The 26,790-nt window shown below is 66.4% G+C and carries 24 protein-coding genes; 11 read left to right on the top strand and 13 right to left on the bottom strand.

Annotation, left to right across the window (positions count from 1 at the left end; genetic code table 11):
* Position 1: 1 nt before the first annotated feature.
* The 6 genes from EEB15_RS03105 to EEB15_RS03130 are packed head-to-tail and all read right to left on the bottom strand — an operon-like array spanning position 2 to position 8,863.
* The gene (locus EEB15_RS03105) at positions 2 to 2,413 is read right to left on the bottom strand and encodes an RND family transporter (RefSeq protein ID WP_141508081.1); all 2,412 of its coding nucleotides are present in this window, start codon (positions 2,411 to 2,413) and stop codon (positions 2 to 4) included.
* A gap of 3 nt (positions 2,414 to 2,416) precedes the next feature.
* Positions 2,417 to 3,490 (bottom strand): YCF48-related protein, encoded by a 1,074-nt coding sequence (locus EEB15_RS03110; protein WP_141508082.1) that lies wholly within the window; start codon positions 3,488 to 3,490, stop codon positions 2,417 to 2,419.
* Entirely contained in the window at positions 3,490 to 4,851 is a 1,362-nt protein-coding gene (locus EEB15_RS03115; protein WP_141508083.1) for a DUF1329 domain-containing protein, read from the bottom strand. The genes EEB15_RS03110 and EEB15_RS03115 overlap by 1 nt, the downstream gene beginning before the upstream one ends.
* A gap of 17 nt (positions 4,852 to 4,868) precedes the next feature.
* Positions 4,869 to 6,551: a DUF1302 domain-containing protein gene (locus EEB15_RS03120; RefSeq protein ID WP_141508084.1), complete on the bottom strand. Its 1,683-nt coding sequence runs from the start codon at positions 6,549 to 6,551 to the stop codon at positions 4,869 to 4,871.
* Between the two features lie 42 nt (positions 6,552 to 6,593).
* The gene (locus tag EEB15_RS03125; protein WP_141508085.1) at positions 6,594 to 7,361 is read right to left on the bottom strand and encodes a coniferyl-alcohol dehydrogenase; all 768 of its coding nucleotides are present in this window, start codon (positions 7,359 to 7,361) and stop codon (positions 6,594 to 6,596) included.
* 26 nt (positions 7,362 to 7,387) lie between these two features.
* Entirely contained in the window at positions 7,388 to 8,863 is a 1,476-nt protein-coding gene (locus EEB15_RS03130) for a benzaldehyde dehydrogenase (protein ID WP_141508086.1), read from the bottom strand.
* A 247-nt stretch (positions 8,864 to 9,110) separates the two neighbouring features.
* On the opposite strand from EEB15_RS03130, the gene EEB15_RS03135 reads away from it, so the two are divergent.
* From EEB15_RS03135 to EEB15_RS03145, 3 genes are all read left to right on the top strand, one after another.
* Positions 9,111 to 10,979 (top strand): sigma-54-dependent Fis family transcriptional regulator, encoded by a 1,869-nt coding sequence (locus EEB15_RS03135; protein WP_141508087.1) that lies wholly within the window; start codon positions 9,111 to 9,113, stop codon positions 10,977 to 10,979.
* A 125-nt stretch (positions 10,980 to 11,104) separates the two neighbouring features.
* Positions 11,105 to 11,326: a DUF433 domain-containing protein gene (locus tag EEB15_RS34560; RefSeq protein WP_141508088.1), complete on the top strand. Its 222-nt coding sequence runs from the start codon at positions 11,105 to 11,107 to the stop codon at positions 11,324 to 11,326.
* Positions 11,327 to 11,647 carry a hypothetical protein gene (locus EEB15_RS03145; RefSeq protein ID WP_141508089.1) on the top strand — a complete coding sequence of 107 codons (321 nt, stop codon included), beginning with the start codon at positions 11,327 to 11,329 and terminating at the stop codon, positions 11,645 to 11,647.
* 145 nt (positions 11,648 to 11,792) lie between these two features.
* Here the strand turns inward: EEB15_RS03145 and glpK are convergent, their stop codons facing one another.
* The gene (glpK, locus tag EEB15_RS03150) at positions 11,793 to 13,286 is read right to left on the bottom strand and encodes a glycerol kinase GlpK (protein ID WP_141508090.1); all 1,494 of its coding nucleotides are present in this window, start codon (positions 13,284 to 13,286) and stop codon (positions 11,793 to 11,795) included.
* Between the two features lie 29 nt (positions 13,287 to 13,315).
* The gene (locus EEB15_RS03155) at positions 13,316 to 14,083 is read right to left on the bottom strand and encodes a DeoR/GlpR family DNA-binding transcription regulator (protein WP_141508091.1); all 768 of its coding nucleotides are present in this window, start codon (positions 14,081 to 14,083) and stop codon (positions 13,316 to 13,318) included.
* A 154-nt stretch (positions 14,084 to 14,237) separates the two neighbouring features.
* Between EEB15_RS03155 and glpD the strand changes: the two genes are divergently transcribed.
* The 7 genes from glpD to EEB15_RS03190 all read left to right on the top strand — a co-directional run bounded on the left by glpD (position 14,238) and on the right by EEB15_RS03190 (position 21,914).
* Positions 14,238 to 15,845 (top strand): glycerol-3-phosphate dehydrogenase, encoded by a 1,608-nt coding sequence (gene glpD / locus EEB15_RS03160; RefSeq protein WP_199236445.1) that lies wholly within the window; start codon positions 14,238 to 14,240, stop codon positions 15,843 to 15,845.
* On the top strand, positions 15,845 to 16,918 hold the full coding sequence (locus tag EEB15_RS03165) for an ABC transporter ATP-binding protein (protein ID WP_141508093.1): 1,074 nt from the start codon (positions 15,845 to 15,847) through the stop codon (positions 16,916 to 16,918). Before glpD ends, EEB15_RS03165 begins: the two co-directional genes overlap by 1 nt.
* Positions 16,918 to 17,994, top strand: a complete 1,077-nt coding sequence (locus EEB15_RS03170; RefSeq protein WP_141508094.1) for an ABC transporter ATP-binding protein — start codon at positions 16,918 to 16,920, stop codon at positions 17,992 to 17,994. Before EEB15_RS03165 ends, EEB15_RS03170 begins: the two co-directional genes overlap by 1 nt.
* A gap of 115 nt (positions 17,995 to 18,109) precedes the next feature.
* Positions 18,110 to 19,000: a carbohydrate ABC transporter permease gene (locus EEB15_RS03175; RefSeq protein ID WP_141508095.1), complete on the top strand. Its 891-nt coding sequence runs from the start codon at positions 18,110 to 18,112 to the stop codon at positions 18,998 to 19,000.
* On the top strand, positions 18,997 to 19,812 hold the full coding sequence (locus EEB15_RS03180) for a carbohydrate ABC transporter permease (protein WP_141508096.1): 816 nt from the start codon (positions 18,997 to 18,999) through the stop codon (positions 19,810 to 19,812). The genes EEB15_RS03175 and EEB15_RS03180 overlap by 4 nt, the downstream gene beginning before the upstream one ends.
* Positions 19,813 to 19,828: 16 nt before the next feature.
* Positions 19,829 to 20,137 carry a DUF2160 domain-containing protein gene (locus EEB15_RS03185; protein WP_141508097.1) on the top strand — a complete coding sequence of 103 codons (309 nt, stop codon included), beginning with the start codon at positions 19,829 to 19,831 and terminating at the stop codon, positions 20,135 to 20,137.
* Between the two features lie 46 nt (positions 20,138 to 20,183).
* The gene (locus EEB15_RS03190) at positions 20,184 to 21,914 is read left to right on the top strand and encodes an ABC transporter substrate-binding protein (RefSeq protein ID WP_141508098.1); all 1,731 of its coding nucleotides are present in this window, start codon (positions 20,184 to 20,186) and stop codon (positions 21,912 to 21,914) included.
* Between the two features lie 112 nt (positions 21,915 to 22,026).
* On the opposite strand, the gene EEB15_RS03195 is transcribed toward EEB15_RS03190, so the two are convergent.
* A complete protein-coding gene (locus tag EEB15_RS03195; RefSeq protein ID WP_158289976.1) occupies positions 22,027 to 23,748 on the bottom strand; it encodes a 7TM diverse intracellular signaling domain-containing protein in 1,722 nt (573 codons plus the stop codon).
* Positions 23,749 to 23,944: 196 nt separating this feature from the next.
* Here EEB15_RS03195 and EEB15_RS03200 point away from each other — a divergent pair, with 196 nt between their 5' ends.
* Entirely contained in the window at positions 23,945 to 24,193 is a 249-nt protein-coding gene (locus tag EEB15_RS03200; protein WP_141508100.1) for a hypothetical protein, read from the top strand.
* Between the two features lie 11 nt (positions 24,194 to 24,204).
* Here the strand turns inward: EEB15_RS03200 and EEB15_RS03205 are convergent, their stop codons facing one another.
* Genes EEB15_RS03205 through EEB15_RS03220 form a run of 4 tightly spaced genes read right to left on the bottom strand, consistent with a single transcriptional unit; the run spans position 24,205 to position 26,581 of the window.
* On the bottom strand, positions 24,205 to 24,684 hold the full coding sequence (locus tag EEB15_RS03205) for an Lrp/AsnC ligand binding domain-containing protein (RefSeq protein ID WP_141508586.1): 480 nt from the start codon (positions 24,682 to 24,684) through the stop codon (positions 24,205 to 24,207).
* A gap of 26 nt (positions 24,685 to 24,710) precedes the next feature.
* Positions 24,711 to 25,070: a phosphomannose isomerase type II C-terminal cupin domain gene (locus EEB15_RS03210; protein ID WP_141508101.1), complete on the bottom strand. Its 360-nt coding sequence runs from the start codon at positions 25,068 to 25,070 to the stop codon at positions 24,711 to 24,713.
* 16 nt (positions 25,071 to 25,086) lie between these two features.
* Positions 25,087 to 26,331: a type II toxin-antitoxin system HipA family toxin gene (locus EEB15_RS03215; RefSeq protein ID WP_141508102.1), complete on the bottom strand. Its 1,245-nt coding sequence runs from the start codon at positions 26,329 to 26,331 to the stop codon at positions 25,087 to 25,089.
* On the bottom strand, positions 26,324 to 26,581 hold the full coding sequence (locus EEB15_RS03220; protein WP_233259332.1) for an XRE family transcriptional regulator: 258 nt from the start codon (positions 26,579 to 26,581) through the stop codon (positions 26,324 to 26,326). Before EEB15_RS03220 ends, EEB15_RS03215 begins: the two co-directional genes overlap by 8 nt.
* Between the last annotated feature and the right edge of the window lie 209 nt (positions 26,582 to 26,790).

Consider the following 26,790-nt stretch of genomic DNA (forward strand, 5'->3'; position numbering starts at 1 on the left):
CTCAGGCCAAGGCAGCTGCTGGCACGGCCTGGTCCGACTGAACCGTCGGCCGCAGCAGGAAGTAGCCCAGCGCGGGCAGCAGCACCAGCGCGCCCACCATGTTCCAGACGAACATGAAGGCCAGCAGGATGCCCATGTCGGCCTGGAACTTGATGGGCGAGAAAGCCCAGGTGCCCACGGCCAGCGCCAGCGTGATGCCGGTGAGCATGACCACGCGGCCCGTGAACTGCAGCGCATGCGCGTAGGCCTCGGACAAGCTCGCGCCTTCGCGCATGCGGGCGAGCGTGACGCTCAGCACGTACAGCGCGTAGTCCACGCCGATGCCCACGCCCAGCGCGATCACCGGCAGCGTGGCGACTTTCACGCCCATGCCCAGGCCCACCATGAGCGCCTCGCACAGGATCGACGTGAGCACGAGCGGCAACACGGCTACCACCACCGCGCGCCAGGATCGGAACGTGACCCAGCACAGCAACACCACGGCCGCATACACCCACAGCAGCATCTCGCGCATCGCCTTGCCCACCACGATGTTGGTGGCCGCGTCTATACCGGCGCTGCCGGCTGCGAGCTTGAACGTGACCTCGGGCGTGTTGTGGACGGCGGCAAAGCTTTCCACTTCTGACACCACGCGTGCCAGCGTGTCCGCCTTGTGGTCCTTGAGGTAGACGTACAGAGCCAGGAAGGAGCAGTTCTGGTTGAACAGCTCGCGCGGCGCCCGCGTCTGCACGCCGCCCAGCGCGCCTTCGTTGGGCAGCAGCTCGAACCACTTGAGGTTGCCCTCGTTGTAGCCCACCATCGCGAGTTTCGACAGCGCGGCCATGGAGTTGGTGGATTCGACGCCGGGCAATTGCTCCAGCCGCCAGGCCAACGCGTCCACCTTCGACAGCGTTTCGTAGCGCGTGCACTGGTCCGCCGGCGTGGTGGCCATCACCGTGAGGATGTCGGCGCTGGCGGCGTAGTTGGCGATGAGGAAGGCGTTGTCGCGGTTGTAGCGCGAGTCGGGCCGCAGCTCGGGCGCGCCCGCATCCAGGTCGCCGATAGCCAGGTGCAGGCTGACCGCGAAGCCCGCCGCGGCCAGCAGCGCACCGCCGGCCACGGCGATCATGGCGCCGCGCTTGCCGGTGAAGCGGTCCAGCAGCGCCCACAGCCAGGGCCGCGGTGCGTCTTGCGCCGACTCCAGCCGCAGGCTGCGCTCCGCCGCCTTCGGGCTCACGCCCACATACGACAGCAGCACCGGCAGCAGCACGAGGTTGGTGAAGATCAGCGCGGCCACGCCGATGCTGGCGATCAGCGCCAGGTCCTGGATGACCTTGATCTGGATGATGAACAGCACCGCGAAGCCCACCGCGTCACACAGCAGCGCGGTGAGGCCGGCCACGAACAAACGCCGGAAGGTGTAGCGCGCGGCCACCACGCGGTGTGTGCCGCGGCCGATGTCCTGCATGATGCCGTTCATCTTCTGCGCGCCGTGGCTCATGCCGATGGCGAACACCAGGAAGGGCACCAGCACCGAGTAGGGATCGAGCTCGAAGCCCAGCAGCGCCAGCAGCCCGAACTGCCACACCACCGCGACCAGCGAGCACGCCACCACCAGCGCCGTGCTGCGCTTGCAGCGCGTGTAGCCGTACAGCACCACCGTCGTGATGGCGAGCGCCAGCAGGAAGAACAGCAGCACCTGGTGCAGGCCTTCGATGAGGTCGCCCACCACCTTGGCGAAGCCGGTCACGCGGACTTGAACCGCCTCGCTGTCGTGCCGCGCGCGTAGCGCCTCGATCTGGCGCGACAGGTCGCCGTAGTCCAGCGCCTGTCCGGTCTTGGGGTTGCGGTCCAATAAAGGGACGAACACGATGCTGGACTTGAAGTCCGCCGCGACCAGCTGGCCGATCTCGCCGGAGCGCTCGACGTTGGCGCGCAGCTCGGCCAGGCTGGCCGGCGAGCCGTCGTAGGCATTGGGGATCACCGGGCCACCGTCGAGGCCTTCCTCGGTCACCGCCACCCAGCGGGTGTTGGAAGTCCACAGCGACTTCATGAACGGCCGGTCCACGCCGGGCAACAGGAAGATCTCGTCGTTGATCTTCTGCAGCGCGTCGAGGTAGGCCTTGTCGAAGATCGTGCCCTGCTGCGCCTGCACCACCAGGCGCATCGCGTTGGCCTGCCCGCCCAGGTCGCTCTTGTGCGCCAGGTAGTTGGCGATGTACGGGTGGCCGGTGGGGATGGTCTTTTCGAAACTGGCGTTCAGCCGCAGCCGCGTCGCCTGCCAGCCCAGCACCAGCGTGAGCAGCAGGCACACGGCCATGACCCAGCGCCGGTGGTTGAAAAAGGCGCGCTCGACGGCCGAGCCGGAACGCGCGTCGAAGTCTTCCAGCCGCGCGACGACGGGCTGGGTATCGGAGGGAGATGCAGTGTTCATGTGTCAGGAATTGAGGGCAGGCAGCCGGCGCATGCCGCGCAGGCTGGCCAGCACCAGGGCACCGTCGGCCGCCAGCGCCGCGCCGGCCACGGGCACGGGCTCGCGGGCGGGAATGCGCTGGAGCACGCCAGCGTCGTCACGCGCCATCAGCACGTCGCCGGACTGGCTCACCAGCACGAAGCCACCCGAAGGCATGGCCAGGCCGGCGGCGAGCGTCGTGGGCAACCCGCTGTCCAGCTTGTCCCAATGCGCGCCGTCGTCCACGGAGCGGTACGCCGACCCGCGCAAGCCATGCGCCACGAGCGCACCGCCGCGCGTGCGCAGCAGGCCGAAGAAGCTGCCCTTGTAGGGCGAAGCGAGCGAGGCGAACTGCGCGCCTCCGTCGGTGGAGCGCAGCAGCAGGCCCTGCTCGCCCGCGACCACCACGGTGCTGCCGTTGGCGCGCACGCCATACAAATGCAGGCTCTTGGGGTTCGGCAAGCGTGCGTTCCACGGCGCCCAGTTCTGGCCGCCATCGGAGGTTGAGAACATCAGCCCGTAAGCCCCTGCAGCAAAGCCGCGCTGCGCATCAACGAACTCAAGATCGAAGAAGGGCTTGTCCGCGCCCTCCTCCACCAATCGCCGCGCCGCTGCGATCGCCGTTGCATCGCCGGAACGTTCGGCAGCGGTCATAGCGAGCGCTGCAGCGGCGATGCCGTCGAGCTGCTTGCGCCAGGTCTGGCCGCCGTCTTCGGTGCGCAGGATGGCGCCCAGGTGGCCGGCCGCCCAGCCGCTGCGTTCGTTCGCGAAAGTCACGCAGGTCAGCGTGGCCTGCACCGGCACCGCCGCCTGCTTCCAATGCTGCCCGTGGTCGTCCGACAGCAGCACCGTGCCCCGCTCGCCCACCGCCACCAGCCGCGCGCCGGCCCGCGTCACCGCGAGCATGGCTGCGCCCAGCGCTTTGGGCGTGATCACCGCGGGCTGCGCCAGGACCGTGGGCACGGCGGCGCGCGCCGGCAACCCGGCACAAGCAGCCCAGCCGGCCAGCCCCGCGAGCGCGGCGCGCCGCGACACGCCATGAGGAAGCAGGCTGGCCATCAGCGACCGCTTTCGTTGGCGAGGGCTTCAGGACTGAAGAAGGAGCGCGGAATCGGCGGCACCACTTCATACTGCTTGGGCAGTTCGTTCGACGCCATGTTCAGGTAGTAGGCGCCGGTCTGCATGTCATAGCCGCCCCACATCACGAAGCTGGTCACCGCGGGAATGTCCGGCGCCGTCAGCATCAGCGAGTAGTTGGTGCGCCAGAGTTCGCCCTTGGCGTCCCAGCCGTCGAACAGCACGATCTGCCAGGAGTCCTCGTCGATGTAGTACTTGCGCTTGGGCACCACATGGCGCTTGCCGGCCGCCAGCGTGGCCTCCACTTCCCACACCCGGTGCAGCTCCCAGCGCACCTGCGCGGGGTTGAGCGTCTGCGGCGTCACCAGGTCGTCCACCTTGGCGGCGGCGGCGCGGTTGTTGTTGTAGGGGATGTAGATTTCCTTCTTGCCCACCAGCTTGAGCTCGTGCTTGTCGATCGGGCCGAACAGGTTGAAGGCTTCGTCGAACAGGCCGATGCCCGAAGTCACCGAGTCGGGCGTGTCGTAGGCAACGGACGGTGCCTTGCGCACGCGGCGCTGGCCCACCAGGTATTGCCACAGCCCGCGCGGCACCGCTTCGCTCATGCCGTCGTGCGCCAGGATGGCCTCGCCGGCCTTGGAGCCCGGCGCGTTGACCACGAACTTGCCGAACTGGTAGTAGCCGTCGAACTTTTCCAGGCTGCCGTCGGTGTCGTAGTAAGCCTGGCGCACGGTCTGCACGCCGCCGGAAGCCATCGCGCGCTTGCCGTCGGCGGTGACCACCCAGACGCGCACGGGCATGCTGTAGTTGCCGCCCTTCCAGGCCAGGCGATGGTTCCAGATGGCCTCGTAGCCGTCCTTCGGGATCGGGAACGGAATGCCGCCCCACGCACCCTGGATACCGTGGCCGGCATCGAGGGTCTTGGCGCGCGTGGCGTTCTTGAAGGTGTTGTCGTAGACGGATTGCGGCGCCGCCGCGGTGCGGTGCGTGGGGTACACGTCGATGCGGAAGTCGGGGTACTTCTTCATCAACGCCTGCACGCCGTCGGTGAGCTTGTCGGCGTGCTGTGCCATGTTCTTCGCGTTGATGGACAGCACGGGTTTCTCAGCGGCGTACGGGTCGGGCCGCGCGTCGCCGTTCTTGTAGCCGGCCGGCGCCTTCACCAGGCCGCCGTCCCAGGCGGGAATGGTGCCGGCCTTGTTGCCGGCCTTCTCCGCGCCCACGGGCGTCAGCGTGGACTTGAGCTTGGCGGCTTCGTCGGCGCCGACGGCGGCCAGCGTCGATCCGGTGGAGGCAGCCAGCAAGGCGGCCAGCAGCAATGAATGTTTTGCGTTCTTCGTCATGGTGTGTCTCGAAGTTTTTAGAAAGTGCGGGAGACGTTGAAGGACAGGTAGTTGCGGTCCTTCAGCGTCTGGCCATAGGACAACATGCGCGTGGGTGTGCGCGCGTCGGCCACCGTGAAGGTGTTCTCGCTGCCGAAGAAGGCCGTGTAGCTGATGCCGACGTTCCAGGTGTTCTGGTACTTGGCTTTGACGCCGATGCTCAGGTCGCCGGCCTTGCTGGCGCCGCCGGCAAAGTTGAAGATGGCCGAGGAACGCCCGCCGAAGTTGTAGCCCAGGCCGATGGGAATCGACAGATCCATGCCCGGCAGCACCTGGAAGTACTGCGGCTCGAAGATCATGCGGAAGGCCGCGGCGTCTTTCGTGGTGTTGGGGTCGAGGCCACCGAAGCCGACGGCGCTCGGATTCTTCGTCACGCTCAGCACTCGGTTCCAGGCGAGCTCGGCCACCAGGGCGCCGCCGTCCCACAGGCTGGACTTGTTGAGCACATAGATGCCCGACAGGTTCAGGTGCGCCGTCTTGCCGATGGCATAGCAGGGGTTGGCCGCCGTGCCGTCGCAGTTGGCCGGCGGCATGAAGGGCGCGCCCGCCAACACGGCCGGGTCGTTCGCCAGCGGGGCGTCGGCGCGCAGCGATCCTTCGAGCGCCCAGTTCAACTGGCCGACCGAGGAGGTGACGCTGGCGCCCACGGTCTTGATGCCCTTCGCATAGACCTTGTGCACATTGCCGTTGATGAAGTCGAACACCGGCACGGCGGGTGTCTTGTCGTGGTAGCGCGCGGCGTAGAAACCGTATTCGTAGGCGCTGCCGGCCGGCGACCAGCGCAGCTGCGCGCCGAACTGGCCGCTGTTGCCGGGCAACTGGTCCTTGCTGTCGTCGGTGACGAGCGCGACGGGCGGCGCGAAGTACACGATGCCGCCGCCGATGTAGTCCTGATTGGAGAAGTAGCTGCCGGCGCCCGGGATCTTGCTGGGCCGCCACTTGAGCTGGTAGTAGCCGCCGAGCGTGACGCCCTCCGCCACCTGCAGCGTGCCCGAGATCTGCTCCACCGGCAGCAGCACTTCCTTGAACTGCCAGTTGGGCACCGAGACGATCTTCGCGATGTCGACCGGGCCTTGCGCGTTGGCGATACCGTTCTGCCCGAAGAACAGGCTCTCGCCGTACAGCAGCGCGTGCTTGCCGACGCGGATCGAGGCGGGCATGGTGCCAAGCGTGCCCTTGCCGTAGACGAACGCATCGAGCACTTCGCCGCCGCGGCCGTGCTGGCTTCGCGTGGCGGGAATGAATTCGTCGGCCGCCTGGCCCGGGCGGTTGCTCACGCCCAGCGTGCCGTCGTTGTCATTGCTGCCCAGGTACTTGGAGTCGTACCAGGCGGCGTGGCTGAAGCGCACGCCCCAGTTGCCCCGGCTGTAGTCGAACTCGGTCAGGAGGTCGAGGCGGTTCGAGACGACGCCCTTCTTGAAGTTGGCATCGCCGTCGTTCTCGTTGGTCACGCCGCCGTCGCCGCGCGCGGCGGGCGACGTCAGCACGGCCGACGGGTCTTTCAAGCGGTAAGCCAGGCTGTACTTGGGCGTGAAGTCCAGGCGGATCTTGGTGTCCGGATCGCTGGAATCCAGTTCCATGGCCAGCGCCGGGAGCGCACAGGCCAGGCCGCAAGCCAGGGCCAGCGCGTTGCGCCGGAAGGGTTTGAATGCAGGTGTCATCGTGTCTCCTCGTCTCTCTCGTTTGATGTGTTGTGGGTCAGGTCAGATGTACGTCGATGCCAGTCCACCATCGACCGGGACGTTGGCGCCGCTGATCCAGCGCGCCTCGTCGCTGCACAGCCAGGCGATGACCGGCGCGATCTCGTCGGCGAAGCCGGGGCGCAGCATGCGGTGCGCGTCGGCCTGCACGCGCTCCTGGCCGAGCATGCTCACGAAGTCGCCCAGGATGGGTGTGAACACCGGGCCCGGCGCCACACAGTTCATGCGCACGCCGTGCTCCAGGAACCACTTCTGCGATTGCGTGGCGCTCCACACGATCAGCGCTTCCTTGAAGTACTGGTAGCAGGTCTCTTGCGCAACCGGGTGGTCGCGCAACCAGTGCGCACCCGCGTCGAAGCCTTGCGCGGCGGCGAGCGCCTTGTGCTGCTCCAGGCGCAGCGGCCACTCGGCGCCCAGGATGGACGCCACGTTGACGATGGAGCCGCCGCGCGCGATGCGCGGCAGCGCCTGTTCGGTGAGATGGCGCAGGCCCAGGTAGTTGACCTCGCCCACCAGCTTGGCCGCGGCCGTGCCGGGCACGCCGGCGATGTTGCACAGCGCGTCGAAGCGCTCGGGCAGTTGGGCGATAGCCGCGTCGATGGCGGCGACCGAGCCCAGGTCCGCCTTGACGAAGCCGTCGAGCGTGAGGCTGGGGTCGTTGCGGTCCATGCCGATGACGCGGGCGCCGGCGGCGCGGGCCACGCGCACGACCTCGGCACCGATGCCCGACGACACGCCGGTGACGACGATGGTTTTTCCTTGAAGCTGCATGCGTTTGTCTCCTGTGTTGAAGAAGGTCAGAAGGGATAGGGATGCGGCGCCTGCTTGATGGTCAGCCACTGCCACTGGGTGTATTCCTCCCAGTCGGCCGGGCCGCCCACGCTGCTGCCGTTGCCGGCGATGCCGGGGCCGCCGAAGGGGTTGACGCACTCGTCGTTGACGGTCTGGTCGTTGATGTGGACCATCCCCGAGTTCAGCTGCGCCGCGATCGCCATGGCCCGGCCGATGTTTGGCGAGATCACCGCCGAGGCCAGGCTGCCCTGGTGGTTGTTGGCCAGCGCCACGGCCTCGTCGTCGGTCTTGAAGGTGATGATGTTGGCGACCGGGCCGAACACCTCTTCGTCGTAGGCGCGCATGCCGGCCTTCACGCCGGTGAGCACCGTGGGCTTGTAGAACAGGCCGTCGCTGGTGCCGCCGGCCAGCAATTGCGCGCCGGCTGCGATGCTGTCCTGCACGATGGCGTGCACGCGGTCACGCTGCTTCGCGTCGATCAGCGGGCCCAGGGCCACCTGGCCGCTGGCGCCGTCGCCCACCGGCAGGTGCTGCGCCTTGGCCACCAGCCGCTGCGTCAGCGCGGCGGCGATGCTCTCGTGCACGAGGATGCGGTTGGTGGCCATGCAGATCTGGCCCTGGTGCAGGTAGGCACCCCAGGCGGCATTGCTCGCGGCCACGTCGAGGTCGGCGTCTTCCAGGATGACAAGGTTGTTGGCGCCGCCCAGTTCCAGCGTCACCTTCTTCAGGTGGCGGCCGGCCAGCTCGCCGATGCGGCGGCCCACCGCGGGCGAGCCGGTGAAGGCGATCATGGTCACGCGCGGATCGGTCACCAGGGCCTCGCCGGCCACAGCGTCGCCCGGCAACACTTGCAGCAGGCCCGGCGGCAGGCCTGCGTCTTCGAATACGCGGGCGATCATGAAGCCGCCGCTGATCGGCGTGCGCGTGTCGGGCTTGATCACGACGCCATTGCCGGCGGCGAGCGCCGGCGCCACGGCGCGGATGGTGAGTATGAGCGGGAAGTTGAACGGCGAGATCACGCCCACCACGCCACGCGGCACGCGGCGGGCGAGGCTGGTGGTGCCGTTCGCGCTGGGCAAGACCTGGCCTTGCGCCTGCATCGGCATCGCCGCGGCCAGATGGCACAGCGTGATCGCTTCGCGCACTTCATGCTGGCCCTTGGGCAGGATCGCGCCGGTTTCGCGCGCTACGTACAGCGCCATTTCGTCGAAGTGCAACTGGAACAGTGCGGCCGCACGCTGGAACACTGCAGCCTTCTCGCGGGGAGCCACTTGCGCCCAGCTTTTCTGGGCCTGCGCCGCGGCGGCGGCGGCCAGCGCCACGTCGTCCGCGTCGGCGATGCCCACGCCCGCCATGACCTTGCCGGTGGCCGGCTCGACCACGTCGCGGGCACCGCCCGCCGGCTGCACCCAACCGCCGTTGAACACCTTGCCCGCCCAGACCGCCTGGTCCAGGAAAGCCAGTTTCTCTGAAGCACCCATTGCCACTCCTTGGTGAAAAGTTGATCGCCTTGTTCGCGGTCAAAACGATCCGCGACTGCGGCTTCTTTTCGCAACGGACGTACCAAGGGCTGTGCGGGGGCGGCCAGAAGGCGGGCCGCGCCGGCCTGGTTTCATTGGGAGGGTTAGGGGTATTCCCGGGGGCCAACTGGTTACAAGGAATAACTGGTTTTCCCTAATCGGCTTTTTCACCAAATCATCAAAAATCGGCCATGACTTTCACCAAACGATGAAACAAGAATTCACCAGCCCGGCTCCGGCGGCGGCGCCCGAACGCATTTCGCTGGCCGACGTCGCCCGCGCCACCGGCGCGGCGCTGGGCCGCTTCGACGGCGCCGAGGTGTCCCGCGCCATGAGCCGCTTCGACGCCTCGCATATCGGCAGCGAGGTGCATCCCACCATTGCCGACATCAGCGAGTGCCTGTTCTTCTCGCCGGGCGACGGCCGCATCTGGCTGCAGGACCAGCGCATGGTGCTGCTGCACACCGAGGCGCTGGGGTCGCTGCGGCGTGAGTTGATCGACAGCCTGGGCCAGGAGAAGGCGCGCGGCCTGTTCACGCGCGCGGGCTACGTCAGCGGCGCGCGCGACGCGCAGCTGGTGCGCCAGCACTGGCCCGAGGCCGAGCCGGCCGCGGCCGCGATGGCCGGCACCCGGCTGCATGCGCTGGAAGGCGTGGTGAAGGTCGAGCTCGTGCATGCGCGCTACGACCCCGACACCAACGACTACGAAGGCGAATTCATCTGGCATCACTCCAGCGAGGACGACGAGCACATCGCCGCTTACGGCATCGGCGGTTCACCCGCGTGCTGGATGCAGGTGGGCTATGCCACGGGCTACGTCAGCACGCTGTTCGGGCGACTCGTGGTGTTCCGTGAAGTCGCCTGCCGCTCGATGGGGGAAGCCCAGTGCCGCGTGATCGGCAAATCGGCGGAGCGCTGGGACGACGTCGAGGAAGACATGCGCTACCTGCGCGCACGCGACTTCGTGGGCATGGCTCATCACGCGGCCGCGCCCCAGCAAGCCGCCGAGCTGCCCGACCCGCCGCGCAAGGCCGACGCCATGGTCGGCGCTTCATCGGCCTTCAACGCGGCCTGCCACCTGCTGCACCGCGTGGCGCCGACGTCGGCCACGGTGCTGTTCACCGGCGAGTCGGGCGTGGGCAAAGAGAAATTTGCCAGCATGCTGCACAGCATCAGCCCGCGGCGGACCAAGCCCTTCATCGCCGTCAACTGCGCGGCCATCCCCGAAACGCTGATCGAGTCCGAGCTGTTCGGTGTGGAGCGCGGCGCCTACACCGGCGCTGGGGCCGCGCGGCCCGGACGCTTCGAGCGCGCGCATGGCGGCACCTTGTTCCTCGACGAGATCGGCACACTGAGCTACGTGGCGCAGGGCAAATTGCTGCGCGCGCTGCAAGAAGGCGAGGTCGAACGCGTGGGCGGCACGCGCAGCATCCAGGTGGACACGCGCGTCGTCGCCGCCACCAACGTCGATCTGCGCCAGGCCGTGCGCGAAGGCAAGTTCCGCGACGACCTGTTCTTCCGCCTGAATGTGTTCCCCATCCACCTGCCGCCGCTGCGCGAGCGGCGCGACGACGTGCCGCTGCTCATGAGCCATTTCCTGCAGCACTACAGCCGCAAGCATGCTCGCTCGGTGCCTGGCTTCACGCAGGCGGCCGTCAAGGCGCTGCTGAACTACGACTACCCGGGCAACATCCGCGAGCTGCAGAACCTGATCGAGCGCGCACTGATCGTCGCGCCCGAGGGCGGGCTGATCGACGTGCACCACCTGTTCACCAGCGGCGAGAAGCTGGACAAGAGCGTGCTGTCGGTGCGGCTGGACGGGCACCTGGGGGAGTTGGGCGAGACGGGCAACACGCCTGCCGCGGCCTCGCGGGTGAGCGGGGCCGTGGGCGCGGGCACAGGCATGGGTACGGGGTTGCAGGGGGACACACGCCAGTCGCTGCCGCAGATCGAAGAGGCGCTGATGCGCCGGGCCCTGGAGCAGTGCAAGGGCAACCTCTCAGCCGCGGCGCGGATGCTGGGTGTGACGCGGCCGCAGCTGGCTTATCGGGCACGTAAGCGGGGCATCACGGTTTAGTGACTGACCTTGCCCCTGTTGTCCGCACTCCATGGGCTACCCATCATGCGGACCTCTTTTGTTGCTGCTGGGCCGCGATCCAGCGTTGACCGCCACGAAAACGCCGCGGTGCTACCATTGTTTCCATGATCGACTGGTCTAGCTGCGCTGCTGTTGAGCAGGACCCCTTTCGCGTGAGCGGCGCTTGGGTTTTTCGCGGCACGCGTGTACCCGTTGCTGCACTTTTCGAGAACCTCGAGGACGCTGCGTCTGTCAACGACTTCGTGCAGTGGTTTCCAGGTGTTTCTGTGCAACAAGTGCGAGCGGTACTGGAGCACGCTGCGCGCAGCTCAATGGCAGTCGCTTAGGTGCGCATTCTCTTTGACCAAGGCACTCCGGCGCCACTGCGTCACGCGCTGACCGGTCACGCGGTTGAGACCGCATTTGAGCTTGGTTGGGCTACCTTGCAAAACGGGGCGCTCATTGCGGCGGCCGAAGACGCGGGTTTTGAGGTATTCGTCACAACGGACAAGAACCTCAAGTATCAGCAGAACCTTGAGGCCCGCTCCATTTCCATAGTCGTCCTCTCCACCACGAGTTGGCCGCGCATTCAACTTGCGCTGCCGGACGTAGTCGCCGCCGTTGAAAGTGCTGCGCCCGCAGGCTATTCGGAGGTCGCCATCAAATGATGGGTTAACGGCAGGATGATGTCGCTACTTCTTCGCAGGCGGCATCGCCATCGGCTTGACGTTCCCGCAGTCCGCGCCCAGCCACTTCCCGCCGCTCTCTCCCAGAGGGAGCGGGGCAAGACCGCGGAGCGACCACCCCGCGCGGTCAGGCCAGCGTGGCCTGCCGCACCGCGTGTTCCCAGCGCGCCATCAGCTCCGCCGCGCGCGCTGCGCCTTGCGTCGGCAAGAAGCGCCGCTCGGCCTTCCACAGGCCTGAGAGTTCTTCGGTGCTCTTGTAGACACCGCTCGCGAGTCCCGCGAGATAAGCGGCTCCGAGCGCTGTGGTCTCCGTCACCGCCGGCCGAACGACCGGGATGCCCAGCAGGTCGGCCTGGAACTGCATCAGCAGGTCGTTCACGCAGGCGCCTCCGTCCACGCGCAACTCGCTCACCGGCGCCGCGCCCGCGGCCACCGCATCGCGGCTCATGGCCTGCAGCAGCGCGCTGCTCTGGTAGGCGATGCTCTCCAGCGCCGCACGAGCGATGTGCGCAACCGTCGTGCCGCGCGTGAGGCCGGTGATCGTGCCGCGCGCATCGGGCTTCCAGTACGGCGCGCCCAGGCCGGTGAAGGCCGGCACCATCATCACGCCGCCGGAGTCGGGCACGCTTTCGGCCAGCGACTGGACCTCGCCGCTGCCCTTGATCGCGCGCAGCCCGTCGCGCAGCCACTGCACCACAGCGCCGCCGACGAACACGCTACCCTCCGTCGCGAACTCGGTGCGCGCCGTCACCTGCGCGGCGCTGGTCGTGAGCAAACCGTTGGATGACGTCTGGAACTTCTCGCCGGTGTTCATCAGCAGGAAGCAGCCAGTCCCGTAGGTGTTCTTGGCCATGCCCTCCTTGAAGCAGGCCTGGCCGAACAAGGCGCTCTGCTGATCGCCGGCGACGCCACCGATCATGATCGCGCCGCCCAGCAGCCGCGGCTGGGTATCGGCGAAGTGCCCGCTGGAAGGCAGCACCTTGGGCATCAGTTCGATGGGAACATCGAGCAGCTTCAGCAGCTCTGCATCCCACTCGTTCTTGCGCACGTTGAACAGCATGGTGCGCGAAGCGTTGGTCACGTCAGTGGCATGCAGCGCGCCCCCAGTCAATTGCCACATGAGCCAGCTGTCGATGGTGCCGAAGGCCAGTTCGCCGCGCTGTGCCTGCTCGCGCGCGCCGGCCACGTTGTCGAGCAGCCATTTGATCTTCGTTGCGGAGAAATACGAGTCGATCAACAAACCCGTGCGCGACTGGATCAGCTGCGCGTGCCCCTGCTCACGCAGTTGCGCGCAGACCGGCTCGCCGCGCCGGTCCTGCCACACGATGGCGTGATGAATCGGCTGGCCGGTCTTGCGGTTCCAGATGACGGTGGTCTCGCGCTGGTTGGTGATGCCCAGCGCGCGGATGTCGGCCGCCTTGATGCCGGCCTGGGCGATGGCGTCCTGCGCCGTTGCCAGTTGGCCGCGCCAGATCTCCATCGGGTCGTGCTCGACCCAGCCGGGCTGCGGATAGATCTGCGGCAGCTCACGCTGGGCCTGCGCGACGATGTGCCCGCTCTGGTCGAAGACGATGCTGCGCGAGCTGGAAGTGCCCTGGTCGAGTGCAAGAAGGTAGGTCATGGCGTTCGTTCAGTTCGATTCTGCTGGGCTCAGTTGGCGGCGATGTCGCAGCGCACTCCGGCGTCCGCCAGCAACGCCGGGAACGGATCCGACGGCGGCCTGTCGGTGAAGAGGCGGTCGATCTGCGAGAGCGTGGCCAACTCCACCATCGCGGGCCGATTGAACTTGCTGTGGTCGGCGGCGAGCCAGACCTCGCGGGAGTGCTCGATGATGGTTTGCGCAACCTTTACCTCGCGGTAATCGAAGTCGCGGAGCGACCCGTCGGCCTCGATTCCCGAGATGCCGATCAGCGCGATGTCGACCTTGAACTGGCGAATGAAGTCCACCGCCGGCTCGCCGATGATGCCGCGGTCGCGCGTGCGCACCACCCCGCCGGCAACGATCACCTCGCACTGCGGGTTGCTGCTCATGATCGCCGCGACGTTCAGGTTGTTCGTGATCACGCGCAGGCCCGTGTGGCCCATCAGCGCGCGTGCGATCGCTTCCGTCGTGGTGCCGATGTTGATGATCAGAGAACAGTCGTTGGGCACCTGGCTCGCCACCGCGCGCGCGATAGCGGCCTTGCCTGCCGCATGCAGGCTTTCGCGCTGCTGGTGCGCGATGTTCTCGATGGTGGAACTGGGCACCCGCACGCCGCCATGAAAGCGCGCCAGCAGGCCCTCGTCGGCCAGGCGCTGTACGTCGCGGCGGACCGTCTGCAAGGTCACGCCCAGTTGGTCCGCCAGTTCTTCCACCGTGGCCGAGCCGCGGCCCCTGACGACGTCGAGCAGCTTGAGCTGCCTTGGATTTGAATTCACGCGTTTTTTCTTTCGGACGATTGGCGCCCACGGCGAGCGTAATACGAACAAGAAAGAGCGAATTAAGGGAAAACGCCTAGCTAAAACGAATCGAAACGAACAACAATAGAACGGATTCGAAAAACACATTGATACATTTCAATTAGGGATCCCTGTGTCTGTTGTCGTTCCTCCTCGCGGCGCCGCGTCGGCCGCGTCCACACCCGGCGCGCCTTCGAGTGAATTCGATTGCGACGTCCTGGTCGTGGGCGGCGGCATCAATGGCGCGGGCATTGCCCGCGACCTGGCCGGGCGCGGCTGGCGTGTTGCGTTGTGCGAGCAGGACGATCTCGCCTCGCACACCTCGTCCGCGGCCACCAAGCTCATTCACGGGGGCTTGCGCTACCTGGAGTACTACGAGTTCTCGCTGGTGCGCAAGGCGTTGCAGGAGCGTGAGGTGCTGATGCGCAGCGCGCCGCACATCATCCGCCCCCTGCGCTTCGTGATGCCGCACGACCCCTCGATGCGCCCGGCCTGGATGATCCGTGCCGGGCTGTTTCTCTATGACCACCTGGCGCGCCGTGACGTGCTGCCGGGCACCACCACCATCGACCTGCGCGGCCACGAAATGGGGGCCTGCCTGCAGCCGCACCTGGGCCGGGCCTTCGTGTATTCGGACGGTTGGGTCGACGACGCGCGGCTCGTGGTGCTGGCCGCGCTCGATGCGCAAGCGCGCGGCGCCACCATTCATACGCGGACGCGCTGCGTGGCCGCACAGCGCGACGCTGACGGCTGGACCGTCACCCTGCAGAACGCAACCGCGAACCGCCAAGTGCGCGCTCGCGCGCTGGTGAACGCGGCCGGCCCCTGGGCCGAGTCGTTCCTGCGCAACGAAGCGCGCGCCGCCCACGGCGAGCCGCTCGCCAGCCGCAGCCTTCGTCTCATCAAGGGCAGCCACATCGTCATCCCGCGCCGCTTCGAGCATGACCACGCTTACGTGTTCCAGAACGCCGACAAGCGCATCATCTTCGCCATCCCGTACGAAGGGGAGTTCACGCTGATCGGCACGACCGACGTCGAACTGCAGGGCGAGCCGCGCAGCGCGCGCATCGACGCGCAAGAGACGCGCTACCTGTGCGAGCAGGCCAGCCGCTACTTCAACCGGCCGGTCTATCCGTCCGAGGTGGTGTGGAGCTATTCCGGCGTGCGACCGTTGCTGGACGACGCGTCGGGCGACCCGTCCGCCGTCACGCGCGACTACCTGCTCGAACCCAACACGCAGGCCGCGCCGCTGCTCTCCATCTGGGGCGGCAAGATCACCACGTTCCGCAAGCTCGCCGAAGAAGCCGCCGACCAGGTCGGCCGCATGCTCGGCGATGCGCGCAGCGCCTGGACCGAAGGCGCATCGCTGCCAGGCGGCGATTTCTCCAGCTGGATCGGCGTAGCGCAGCGCCCCGACACCGACTTCGAACGCTTCGCCGCCGAAGTGCGCAAACGTTACCCGTGGTTACCAGAGTCGCCTCTGCGACGCATGGCGCGCTCCTATGGTTCACGCATCGATCAAGTGCTTGCAGAATCGGCGCCCGGCATGGGACGCGAAGTGGCGCCCGGCCTGTGGGAAGCGGAACTCGACTACCTGCAGCGCGAAGAGTGGGCCACCTCGGCCGACGACGTGCTGTGGCGGCGCAGCAAGCTGGGGCTGCATTACGACGCCCAGCAGCGCGATGACGTCGCGCAGTGGATGGGAAACACGGGAACCGAACAAATGAAAAAGGTCGCGTGATGCAGCTGACCCTGGATGGCATCAGCAAGAAAGTCGGCGCGGAGGATTGGCTCTACGAGATGAACCTCGCGCCGCGCCCGGGCGCCGTGACGGTGCTGCTCGGTGCGACGCAGGCCGGCAAGACCAGCCTGATGCGGATCATGGCGGGCCTGGACACGCCCAGCCATGGCCGCGTGCAAGTGGATGGCCAGGACGTGACCGGCATGCCGGTGCGCGAGCGCAACGTCGCCATGGTCTACCAGCAGTTCATCAACTACCCGTCGCTCAAGGTGGCGGACAACATCGCCTCGCCGCTCAAGCTGCGCGGCGAGAAGAACATCGCGCAGCGCGTGCGCGAACTCGCGGAACGGCTGCACATCGACATGTTCCTGGACCGCCTGCCCGCCGAACTCTCCGGTGGGCAACAGCAGCGCGTGGCACTGGCGCGTGCGCTGGCCAAGGGCGCGCCGCTGATGCTGCTGGACGAACCGCTGGTGAACCTGGACTACAAGTTGCGCGAAGAGCTGCGTGAAGAGTTGACCCAGCTGTTCGCCGCCGGCGATTCGACGGTGATCTACGCGACCACCGAACCGGGTGAAGCGCTGCTGCTGGGCGGTTACACCGCCGTGCTGGACGCGGGCGAGCTGCTGCAGTACGGGCCGACGGCTGAAGTGTTCCATTCGCCCAAGTCGCTGCGCGTCGCCCGCGCATTCAGCGATCCGCCGATGAACCTGATTTCGGCGGAGGCTGCGGTGCTCGGCGTCAAGTTGGATGCCGGACCTGAACTTTCGATTCCGCTGCCCGCCGCCGCGTCCAAGTCGCTCACCATCGGCGTTCGCGCCGGGGCGTTGCGAGTGGGCAAGCGCGAAGGCGATGTCGCGCTGCAGGGCAAGGTGGAACTGGCCGAGATCTCCGGCTCCGACACCTTCGTGCACGTGGAGACTTCCGTCGGCGAAGTGGTGGCGCAGCTCACGGGCGTGCACTACTTCGACCTGGGCGCACCCATCACGCTGTACCTGAACCCCGCGCAGGTGTATGTCTTCGACGCGACCGGCTCGCTGCTGGTCGCACCTCAACGAAAGGCAGGCCGCTGATGTCCCGCATCGACCTCGACCTGGCGCACGCCTACAGGCCCAACCCCAAGCAAGACAGCGACTACGCGCTGCTGCCACTGAAGATGACGTTCGAGGACGGTGGCGCTTATGCACTGCTCGGCCCGTCCGGTTGCGGTAAGACGACGATGCTCAACATCATCTCCGGCCTGGTCGCGCCGTCGCATGGCAGCGTGAAGTTCGACGGCCAGGACGTCACGCAGCGCAGCCCGCAGGAGCGCAACATCGCGCAGGTGTTCCAGTTCCCGGTGATCTACGACACGATGACTGTCGCCGAGAACCTGGCCTTCCCCTTGCGCAACCGCAAGGTCCCGCAGGCTCAGATCACCAAGCGCGTCGGCGAGATCGCGGAGATGCTGGAGCTCTCCGGCCAGCTGAACCAGCGCGCTGCCGGCTTGGCCGCTGACGCCAAGCAGAAAATTTCGCTCGGCCGCGGCCTGGTGCGGCCCGACGTGTCTGCGGTGCTGTTCGACGAGCCGCTCACGGTGATCGATCCGCATTTGAAGTGGCAGCTGCGCCGCAAGCTGAAGCAGATCCACCACGAGCTCAAGCTCACGCTCATCTACGTCACGCACGACCAGGTGGAGGCACTCACCTTCGCCGAACAGGTCGTAGTGATGACGCGCGGGCGCGCGGTGCAGGTCGGCGGTGCCGACGCGCTCTTCGAGCGCCCACAGCACACCTTCGTCGGCCACTTCATCGGCTCGCCGGGCATGAACTTCCTGGCCGCGCAGGCTGCGCCGGGCGAACTGCGCATCGCCGGCACGACGCTGTCGTTCGCGGCACCGAACCCGCTGCCTGACGGCGACCTCAAGCTCGGCGTGCGGCCTGAATACGTGAAGCTGGTGCCACAAGGCACGCCCGGCGCGCTGCCTGCGGAAGTCAAGCAAGTGCAGGACATCGGCACCTACCTGATGCTCACCGCTTCTATCGCGGGACAGCCAGTCAAAGCGCGACTCACACCCGAGACGCAAGCCCCGCAGCGCGGCGACACCGTCTGGCTGCAGATGGTGGGTGAGCACACCTGCTTCTACAAGAACGAGGAGCTCGTCGCATGAGCACGCACGGCAATTGTTCCCTCTCCCTCTGGGAGAGGGCTAGGGTGAGGGCTCTGCGCGCGGTGCCCCTCACCCCACCCTCTCCCCAGAGGGGCGAGGGAGAAAGGCAACCGACATGAGCACGACAACAAAGCCCGTCAACCAGAAAGCCTGGCTGCTGATCCTGCCGGTGCTGGTCTGCGTGGCCTTCTCGGCCATCCTGCCGCTGATGACCGTTGTCAACTACTCGGTGCAAGACATCATCTCGCCCGAGCGGCGCGTCTTCGTCGGGACCGAATGGTTCGCCGCCGTGATGCGCGATGAAGACCTGCACGCCGCTTTGTTGCGACAGCTGACGTTTTCCCTCGCCGTGCTCGCCGTCGAGATTCCGCTGGGCATCGCGCTCGCGCTCTCGATGCCCGCGACAGGCTGGAAGGCCTCGATGGTCCTGGTGATCGTCGCGCTCTCGCTGCTCATTCCCTGGAACGTGGTCGGCACGATCTGGCAGATCTACGGCCGCGCCGACATCGGCCTGTTGGGCGCCACGCTGCAGTGGATCGGCATCGACTACAGCTACACCGGCAACGCGCGCGATGCCTGGATCACCGTCCTGGCGATGGACGTGTGGCATTGGACGCCGTTGGTCGCGCTGCTTTGCTACGCGGGCCTGCGTTCGATTCCCGATGCGTACTACCAAGCGGCACGCATCGACGGCGCCAGCAAGCTGGCCGTGTTCCGCTTCATCCAGCTGCCCAAGATGCGCGGCGTGCTGATGATCGCGGTGCTGCTGCGCTTCATGGACAGCTTCATGATCTACACCGAGCCCTTCGTGCTCACCGGCGGCGGGCCCGGCAACGCCACCACGTTCCTCTCGCAATTCCTCACGCAGAAAGCCGTCGGCCAGTTCGACCTGGGCCCGGCCGCCGCTTTCTCGCTCATCTACTTCCTCATCATCCTGCTGCTCTGCTTCGTCCTCTACAACTGGATGCAGCGGGTGGGTACGCAAGAGAAAGAGGTGACGGTATGAACAACGCCGGCAAGTTCCAGTTCAAGACTCTCTTCCTCATCGCGTACATCATCTTCGCGCTGTTGCCCATCTACTGGATGGTCAACATGAGCTTCAAGACCAACAACGAAATTCTCTCCAGCTTCTCGTTCTTCCCGCAGGAATTCACCTGGGCCAATTACCAGCGGATCTTCACCGACGAGAGCTGGTATTCCGGGTATATCAACAGCCTGATCTACGTCGCGATCAACACCGTGATTTCTGTGGCGGTCGCCCTGCCCGCGGCCTACGCGTTCTCGCGTTACAGCTTCCTGGGCGACAAGCACGTGTTCTTCTGGCTGTTGACCAACCGCATGACGCCGCCCGCTGTGTTCCTGCTGCCGTTCTTCCAGCTGTACACCACCGTTGGCCTGATGGACACGCACATCGCGGTGGCGCTGGCGCACCTGCTGTTCAACGTTCCGCTTGCCGTGTGGATCCTGGAAGGCTTCATGAGCGGCATTCCGCGCGAGATCGACGAGACGGCGTACATCGACGGCTACTCCTTCCCGCGCTTCTTCGCCACCATCTTCCTCCCCCTGATCAAGGCCGGCGTGGGCGTGGCGGCGTTCTTCTGCTTCATGTTCAGCTGGGTCGAGCTGCTGCTGGCGCGCACGCTCACCAGCGTCAACGCCAAGCCGATCGTCGCGACGATGACGCGCACGGTTTCCGCCTCGGGCATGGACTGGGCCACGCTCGCCGCCGCCGGCGTGCTGACCATCGTGCCGGGAGCGATCGTCATCTGGTTCGTCCGCAACTACATCGCAAAAGGCTTTGCGATGGGTCGCGTCTAACTTCGAGGAAGCAATCATGTTCGACTGGATGGTCTGGACGACACCGGTGACGGTGTTCTTCACTTGCATCGCGCTGATGCTGGCCGGCATGACCGTGTGGGAGCTCAAGTCACCCACCGTCATGCGCAAAGGGTTCCTGCCGATCGCCACCACCCGCGGCGACCGGCTCTTCATCGGCCTGCTGACCGCGGGCTACATCAACCTGGCCTTCATCGGCCTGGCGGGCAAGTTCGCCGCATGGTTCTCGCTGGAGCAGGAACCCAGCATCTGGATCAGTTTCGTTCTCTCGATGGCCGTGCTCGCACTCATCATGCGGCGCGGCTGAGTTTTCGCGTTTCCTTCACACCAACCAAGCAACCAGGAGAAGACAAATGAAGATGAGATACACGGCGCTGGCCATCGCGGCCGCGCTGGCCGTGGGCAGCCAGGCCTGGGCCGACGAGGCCGCGGCCAAGAAATGGGTCGACAGCGAATTCCAGCCGTCGACACTCAGCAAGGAGCAGCAGATGGCCGAGATGAAGTGGTTCATCGACGCCGCCAAGAAGTTGCAGGCCAAGGGCGTGAAGGAAATCTCGGTGGTTTCCGAGACCATCACCACACACGAGTACGAGTCGAAGACCATGGCCAAGGCCTTCGAAGAGATCACCGGCATCAAGGTCAAGCACGACCTGATCCAGGAAGGCGACGTGGTCGAGAAGCTGCAGACCTCCATGCAGTCCGGCAAGTCGATCTACGACGGCTGGATCAGCGATTCCGACCTGATCGGCACGCACTACCGCTATGGCAAGGTGATGAACCTCACCGACTACATGGCGGGCAAGGGCAAGGACTACACCAACCCCGGCCTGGACCTGAAGGACTTCATCGGCACCAAGTTCACGACCGGCCCGGACGGCAAGCTGTACCAGCTGCCCGACCAGCAGTTCGCCAACCTGTACTGGTTCCGCGCCGACCTGTTCGCGCGCCAGGACCTGAAGGACAAGTTCAAGGCCAAGTACGGCTACGACCTGGGCGTGCCGCTCAACTGGTCGGCCTATGAAGACATCGCCGACTTCTTCACCAACGACGTGAAGAACATCGACGGCAAGCCGATCTACGGCCACATGGACTACGGCAAGAAGGACCCGTCGCTCGGCTGGCGCTTCACCGATGCCTGGCTCTCGATGGCCGGCACCGCCGACATCGGCGCGCCCAACGGCCTGCCGATCGACGAGTGGGGCATCCGCGTCGCCGCCGACAAGTGCACGCCGGTGGGTGCCTCCGTCGCCCGTGGCGGTGCGACCAATTCGCCCGCCGCCGTCTACGCGCTCACCAAGTACGTCGACTGGATGAAGAAGTACGCGCCCAAGGAAGCCACCGGCATGACCTTCGGCGAAGCTGGCCCAGTGCCTGCACAAGGCCAGATCGCGCAGCAGATCTTCTGGTACACCGCCTTCACCGCCGACATGACCAAGCCGGGCCTGCCGGTGGTCAACGCCGACGGCACGCCCAAGTGGCGCATGGCGCCCGGCCCGAACGGCCCCTACTGGAAGCAGGGCATGCAGAACGGCTACCAGGACGTCGGCTCGTGGACCTTCTTCGCCAACCACGACGAGAACAAGACCGCCGCCGCCTGGCTCTACGCGCAGTTCATCACGGCCAAGACCACGTCGCTCAAGAAGACGCTGGTGGGCCTGACGCCGATCCGCGAGAGCGACATCCAGAGCAAGGCCATGACCGACATGGCGCCCAAGCTGGGTGGCCTGGTCGAGTTCTACCGCAGCCCCGCCCGCGTGGCATGGAGCCCGACCGGCACCAACGTGCCCGACTATCCGAAGCTCGCGCAACTGTGGTGGAAGAACGTGGCCCAGGCCGTGACGGGTGAGAAGACCCCGCAAGGCGCGATGGACACGCTGGCCGATGAGATGGACCAGGTGCTGGGCCGCCTGGAGCGCGCCGGCATGGCCAAGTGCGCGCCCAAGCTCAATGCCAAGGGCGACCCGGCCAAGTGGCTGAGCGACAAGCAGGCGCCGTGGGCCAAGCTGGCCAACGAAAAGCCGAAGGGCCAGACGATCGCCTATGACTCGCTGCTCGCGGCGTGGAAGGCCGGCAAGGCTCGCTAAACAGATAGGCGTCCAACGGCACCCCGTCGGGGGTGTTTCTTATTTCGTGGGGTTCAAGCCGTGTGGGCGCAAGCTCACACGGCTTTTTTTCGCTTGGCGTGGGACCATGCGGTCACGCCGCTGTCTTGCCCAGTGTGTACACAGCTCGCTTGCTGTCTTCGGGCACGTCGGCGAGCAGTGCCTCCAGGCGCTCGATCACGCTCGCACCGCTCTCGTTGTCGTACGGCACCGTCACCTGCGCCACCCGCAGGTGCGCGACCCATTCCATTGGCTTGTTGTGCGAGGGCATGAGGCAACGGGCCACGATGCGCTGGCCGACGGTCTGCGCCTGGTCGGTCGAAAGCGGCCCCTCCACCAGCATGCCGAAAGTGTGCGCTCCCAGGCGCGCGACGGTGTCGATCTCGCGCGCACCGGCCAGCAACCGGCCCGCCACGCTCATGGCGAGCTCGTTGGCCCACTGGCGGTCGAAGTCGCGCCGGATGCGCTCCGAGTTCGCGATTTCGAGTACCACCGCCACACTCGCGTAGCGCAGCCGCCTGGAACGGGCGATGGTGCGGTCCAGCCGCTCGCGGAACACATGCGCGTTCACCAGGCCCGTCCCCGGATCGATGCGGTCCAGGCCCTGCAGCCGCCGCCGGTGTTCGCGCCGGTCGTGGCTGCGCAGCATGAGGACGATCAGCAGCAGGGGCAGCTCGATGGCGATCGCCACCTGCATCAGGTGCAAGGTCCAGCCTCGCACCGGCGTGATGCCCCAGGTGCCTGCCAGCGGGAGAAAGACGCTGAAAGCCACCGGCAACAAGGCCCAGAGCATCCAGCGCGCATAGCGGTCGCCGTGCCGCGCGGCCCAGGACAGGACGAACACGCTCACCAGGCAAGCGAAGCCGATGGCTGGCACCATCAGGCGAAAGCGCATCGAGGGCTCGACCTCGGCGATGGCCACGGCCAGGCCTACGCCCGCGAGCGCCAGCGCAAGCAGCGCGTTGTGCAGCCGCGCAAAGCGGCTCGGCAATTCCACGGCCGATGAAAAGAACCAGAGGAACGCGCTGGCGGCAAGGACCGGCAGTGTCAATGGCGCCAGGTCGTTCCACCAGGGCCACCGCGGCCACAGGAACAGCCCGCCGATCCCTGTGACCGCCGCCTGCGCCAGCGCCATGGTGACCACGGCCAGCCCGTAGCGCGCATACATGCCGTCGCGCAGCACGACGCCGCTCAGCAGCGCGACCACAGCCGCCAGCGCGGCCAATCCGAAATACGCGCCCAGGAAAAAGGAATCGCGCTGCTCTTCGTTGCCGACGAACCCACGATCGACCAGTGTCATGGGCGCGCTGAAGCTGTGCGGGTTTTCGATGCGCAGCAGGAACTGGCGCGGGGCGTCACGCGCCGCCGCTACCGGCAGCAATGGATGCCGGTGCGGTACCGGCCACTGCGCCACGGCGATGGTGTCGCCCGCGCTGGGCGTGGGAAGCGATGGCGCATCGACGGCGAACAGCGTCGCCCGGTTCAGGGCCGGGTACTGGATGCGCAAGAACCAGCCTTGTTCCTGGACCGTGGGCAGCACCGAAAAGCGGATCCAGAGCGCCTTGCCGGATTCGAGCGGGTAGATGGAATCGGCGTCGACCATGGACCAGGCGGCTTCGGGCAGGCTGGCAACCTCCTGCTGGCCGGCCGCGCCGCGTTGATCCACCCACGCCTGCGCACGGGACGCCAGGGAGATAGGTTGAGCACCCGCGTTGAGCGAGATGGGCGGCACTTCGGCCCGCGCGGGCACGGCCGCGCACATCGTCAACGCCCAGAGCAAAAGCAAGGCGCCCCGGAAAACCCACGAGTTGCCCATGTGTCCCAAACCCATTCAGCCAAAAGACTTCCATTGTCATGGCAACGCCCCAACCGGGCTTATTTCACGGATTGCCAGCCCTCCTGGGCCCGCCCGCACATCAGTGGCTTTGTCCTACAAGCACAATTCGTTGCTCCTAGTAGTGTTGTGTAGCCCGGCTGTAAGCGGGCGCTCCAGATGTACAGGAGAAGCGACAATGGTTGAACGCGTGGTCGGCCCGATCGGGGGCTATTACATCGCCAGCTATGCCTGCGCCATGGGCGAGTTTGGCCGCCAGTTCCTGGGGTTCGCCAAAGTCTGCGCCGCCAAGCCGCAAGATTACTGGAAGGCCCAGGCGTTTGCGGAATGCAGCACCACCGAGTTGCTGGATTCCGCCGAAACCGCGCTGGAGTGCGCCGAGCGCGTGGCCCGCTCGCACATCGCGCAGATGAAGCCGGTGCGCTGACTGCGCGGCCGTCAGCCGCGCAGCGGCAGTCGCGTCGTGCTCTTCACTTCTTCCATCACCGCGTAAGTCCGCGTCTCGCGCACCCCCGGCAGCTGCCACAGCACCGTGCCCGCGAAGTCGCGGTAAGCCACCATGTCGGCCATGCGGGTCTTGAGCAGGTAGTCGAAACCACCGGCCACCATGTGGCATTCGGCGATCTCGTCGTGCACCTGCACCGCCGCCTTGAACGCCTCGAACACGTTGGGTGTGGTGCGATCGAGCAGCACTTCGACGAAGACCATCATCCCCGCGCCCAGCTTCATGGGGTTGAGCCGCGCCTCGTAGCCCAGGATGTAGCCGTCGCGCGTGAGCCTTTGCACCCGCGCCAGCACCGCCGTGGGCGACAGCGTCACCGCTTCGGCGAGCTTGAGGTTGGAGATGCGGCCGTCCTGCTGCAGGACGTTCAGTATCTTGAGGTCGATGCGGTCGATGTCCAGCCCGGTTTCGCTCATGGTCACGGGGGCGGTGCGTTGTCCGCCTAGGCGCGCCCGTAGCTGTCGGCGAGCCGGGTGATGTCGTCCTCACCCAGGTAGTCGCCGATCTGGACTTCGACGATCTCCAGCGCCTCGCGGGTTCGGTTCTCCAGGCGATGCACTTCGTTTTTCGCGATCTGGCAGTGCTGGCCCGTGCCCATGTCGCGTTCGCTCTCGCCGATGACCACGCGGGCGGTGCCCATGGTCACGACCCAGTGCTCTTCGCGTTGCCGGTGTTTTTGCAGGCTGAGCTTGTGACCCGGCAGCACGTGGATGCGCTTGATCTTGCTGCCCGGCGTCTCACCGATGACCTCGTACCAGCCCCAGGGCCGGTCCTCTCGCGTATGGATGGGTGTTGGGTTCATGGCGTCGGATTGTCACTCATCCGCCGCGGTTGTATTCCGCTCTCTGCAGTCGCAGTGCGTCACGGTCGATGAAGCGCGCCAGGTAGTCGATGTCGTCGTCCTTCACGCCGGCGGCGGCGAAGGCCTGCTTCCAGCCGTCGACTGCTCCGCACACCTCGCGCACGACGGCACGGGCCGCCGCCGTCCGAAGCCCGAACTGGGCGGCGGAACTCATGGCGTTGGCGAGCGTGGACTCGGCGCCGTGTTGGCCGACCGCGAGTTGCTGGTAGCCTAGGCCCTGCGCCGCCGGCACGACGTCGAAAGCCGGCGACAGCAAGTAGCGCCCGTCGGCCTGGCGCAGGAGCGCGTGGTTCTTCTCGTGGTCATCCGTGTTGTCCATGAGGATATTGAAGACCATGCGGCGGAACAGTTGCTGCTGCTGCTCGGCAATGCGATCGGCAGGCGCCATCCGCCGCAGAAGCTGGGCGAGTTCCGGATAACCCAGCTCTTCACCGGCGGCTTTGAGCAGGACGTTAGCTGAAACGGCATGAAGCCGGGCGCCTTCCGCTCGGTCGAAGCGTTCGACCGCGACCACGTGTCCGCGACCGTGGTTGTGGCCCAGCTTGATGGCCCGCGTCGGTGCGACATCGATGCCGCAGACGGCCGCCAGGCGCATGGTGGCATGTTCGACCAGCGGCTCGTCGTACTCGGTCACCTCGGGGAACTTCACGATCCATTGCCGCCCATCCATTTGCAACAGCGACTTCGGGCGCGCACCGCCGAGCGAGCCTCCGGGACGCACCAGGCGCCGCTGGCGTTCAGGCACAGGCTCGTTCGCGAGCACCATGCGCACCGCTTCGGCCATGGGCTCGAGCTGGTGGAACTCGGGAACTGGCCCCGGCGTCCAGGGCACGTACGCGTCGCCGCGCGAGCTGACGCCCAACGCGCCGGAACGATCGTCGCCGGCAAACAGCAGGAACTCCAGAATGGACAGGCGAGGCGTCATCTCGAACTTGCGGATGACACGTTCACCCCACCGATCGGTCCGGGCGTCGTCCACCGCGCCGGCGGCCCGGTCCTTCTCGGCGGGGATGAAGAGGCCGTCGCGCAGCGGCAAGTCGTCACTCAACGCAAATCCAGCGGCCAGCCAGTGGTCGGCGTACCGCAAAGCCACCGCACGCCCACCGAGGGCCAGGCTGAGCTGCCCCACCGGCTCGGGCCGCTGCGGGTCACCCAGCCACCACAACGACAAGGAGTCCTGGGGTTGGTACGGCTCAAGCATCGGCTTTCCCCCTTCGATGCCGCGCGCGGGCCGAACTCACCTCGTTCTCCAACGCTTCGATGTCATTGGCTGGATCCGCCAGTTGGCCCAGGGCCTGCTGGCGGTTGATGAGCCAGAGCGCGGTGACATACACACCCATCGAGACCGTTGGATCGCCTTTTTCAAGCTTCATCAAGGTGGGCACAGAGATGTTGAGCCGTTGGGCCCAGCCCTTGAGTGGCTCCTTGCGCCGCTTGCGGGCAGTGGCCAAGTCACCGCCGAGCTTGCGCAGCGCCGCAGCGGCGGAGGACGGAAGGGAATCAAGTGCGGGCGACAGTTGTGGCACACGTATAGTTTAATTTATTCGAGAAAATGTTCAATAATACTTTCACTATTCGGCCTTGTATTGCTCTGCGAGTCGTTAGGGTGTTTCCGAACTAGGCATTTGATAATCACCTAGCGATCCAATCTTTCTGGTTA

Source organism: Ramlibacter sp. WS9 (genome assembly GCF_003797765.1).
Lineage (GTDB): Bacteria > Pseudomonadota > Gammaproteobacteria > Burkholderiales > Burkholderiaceae_C > Ramlibacter.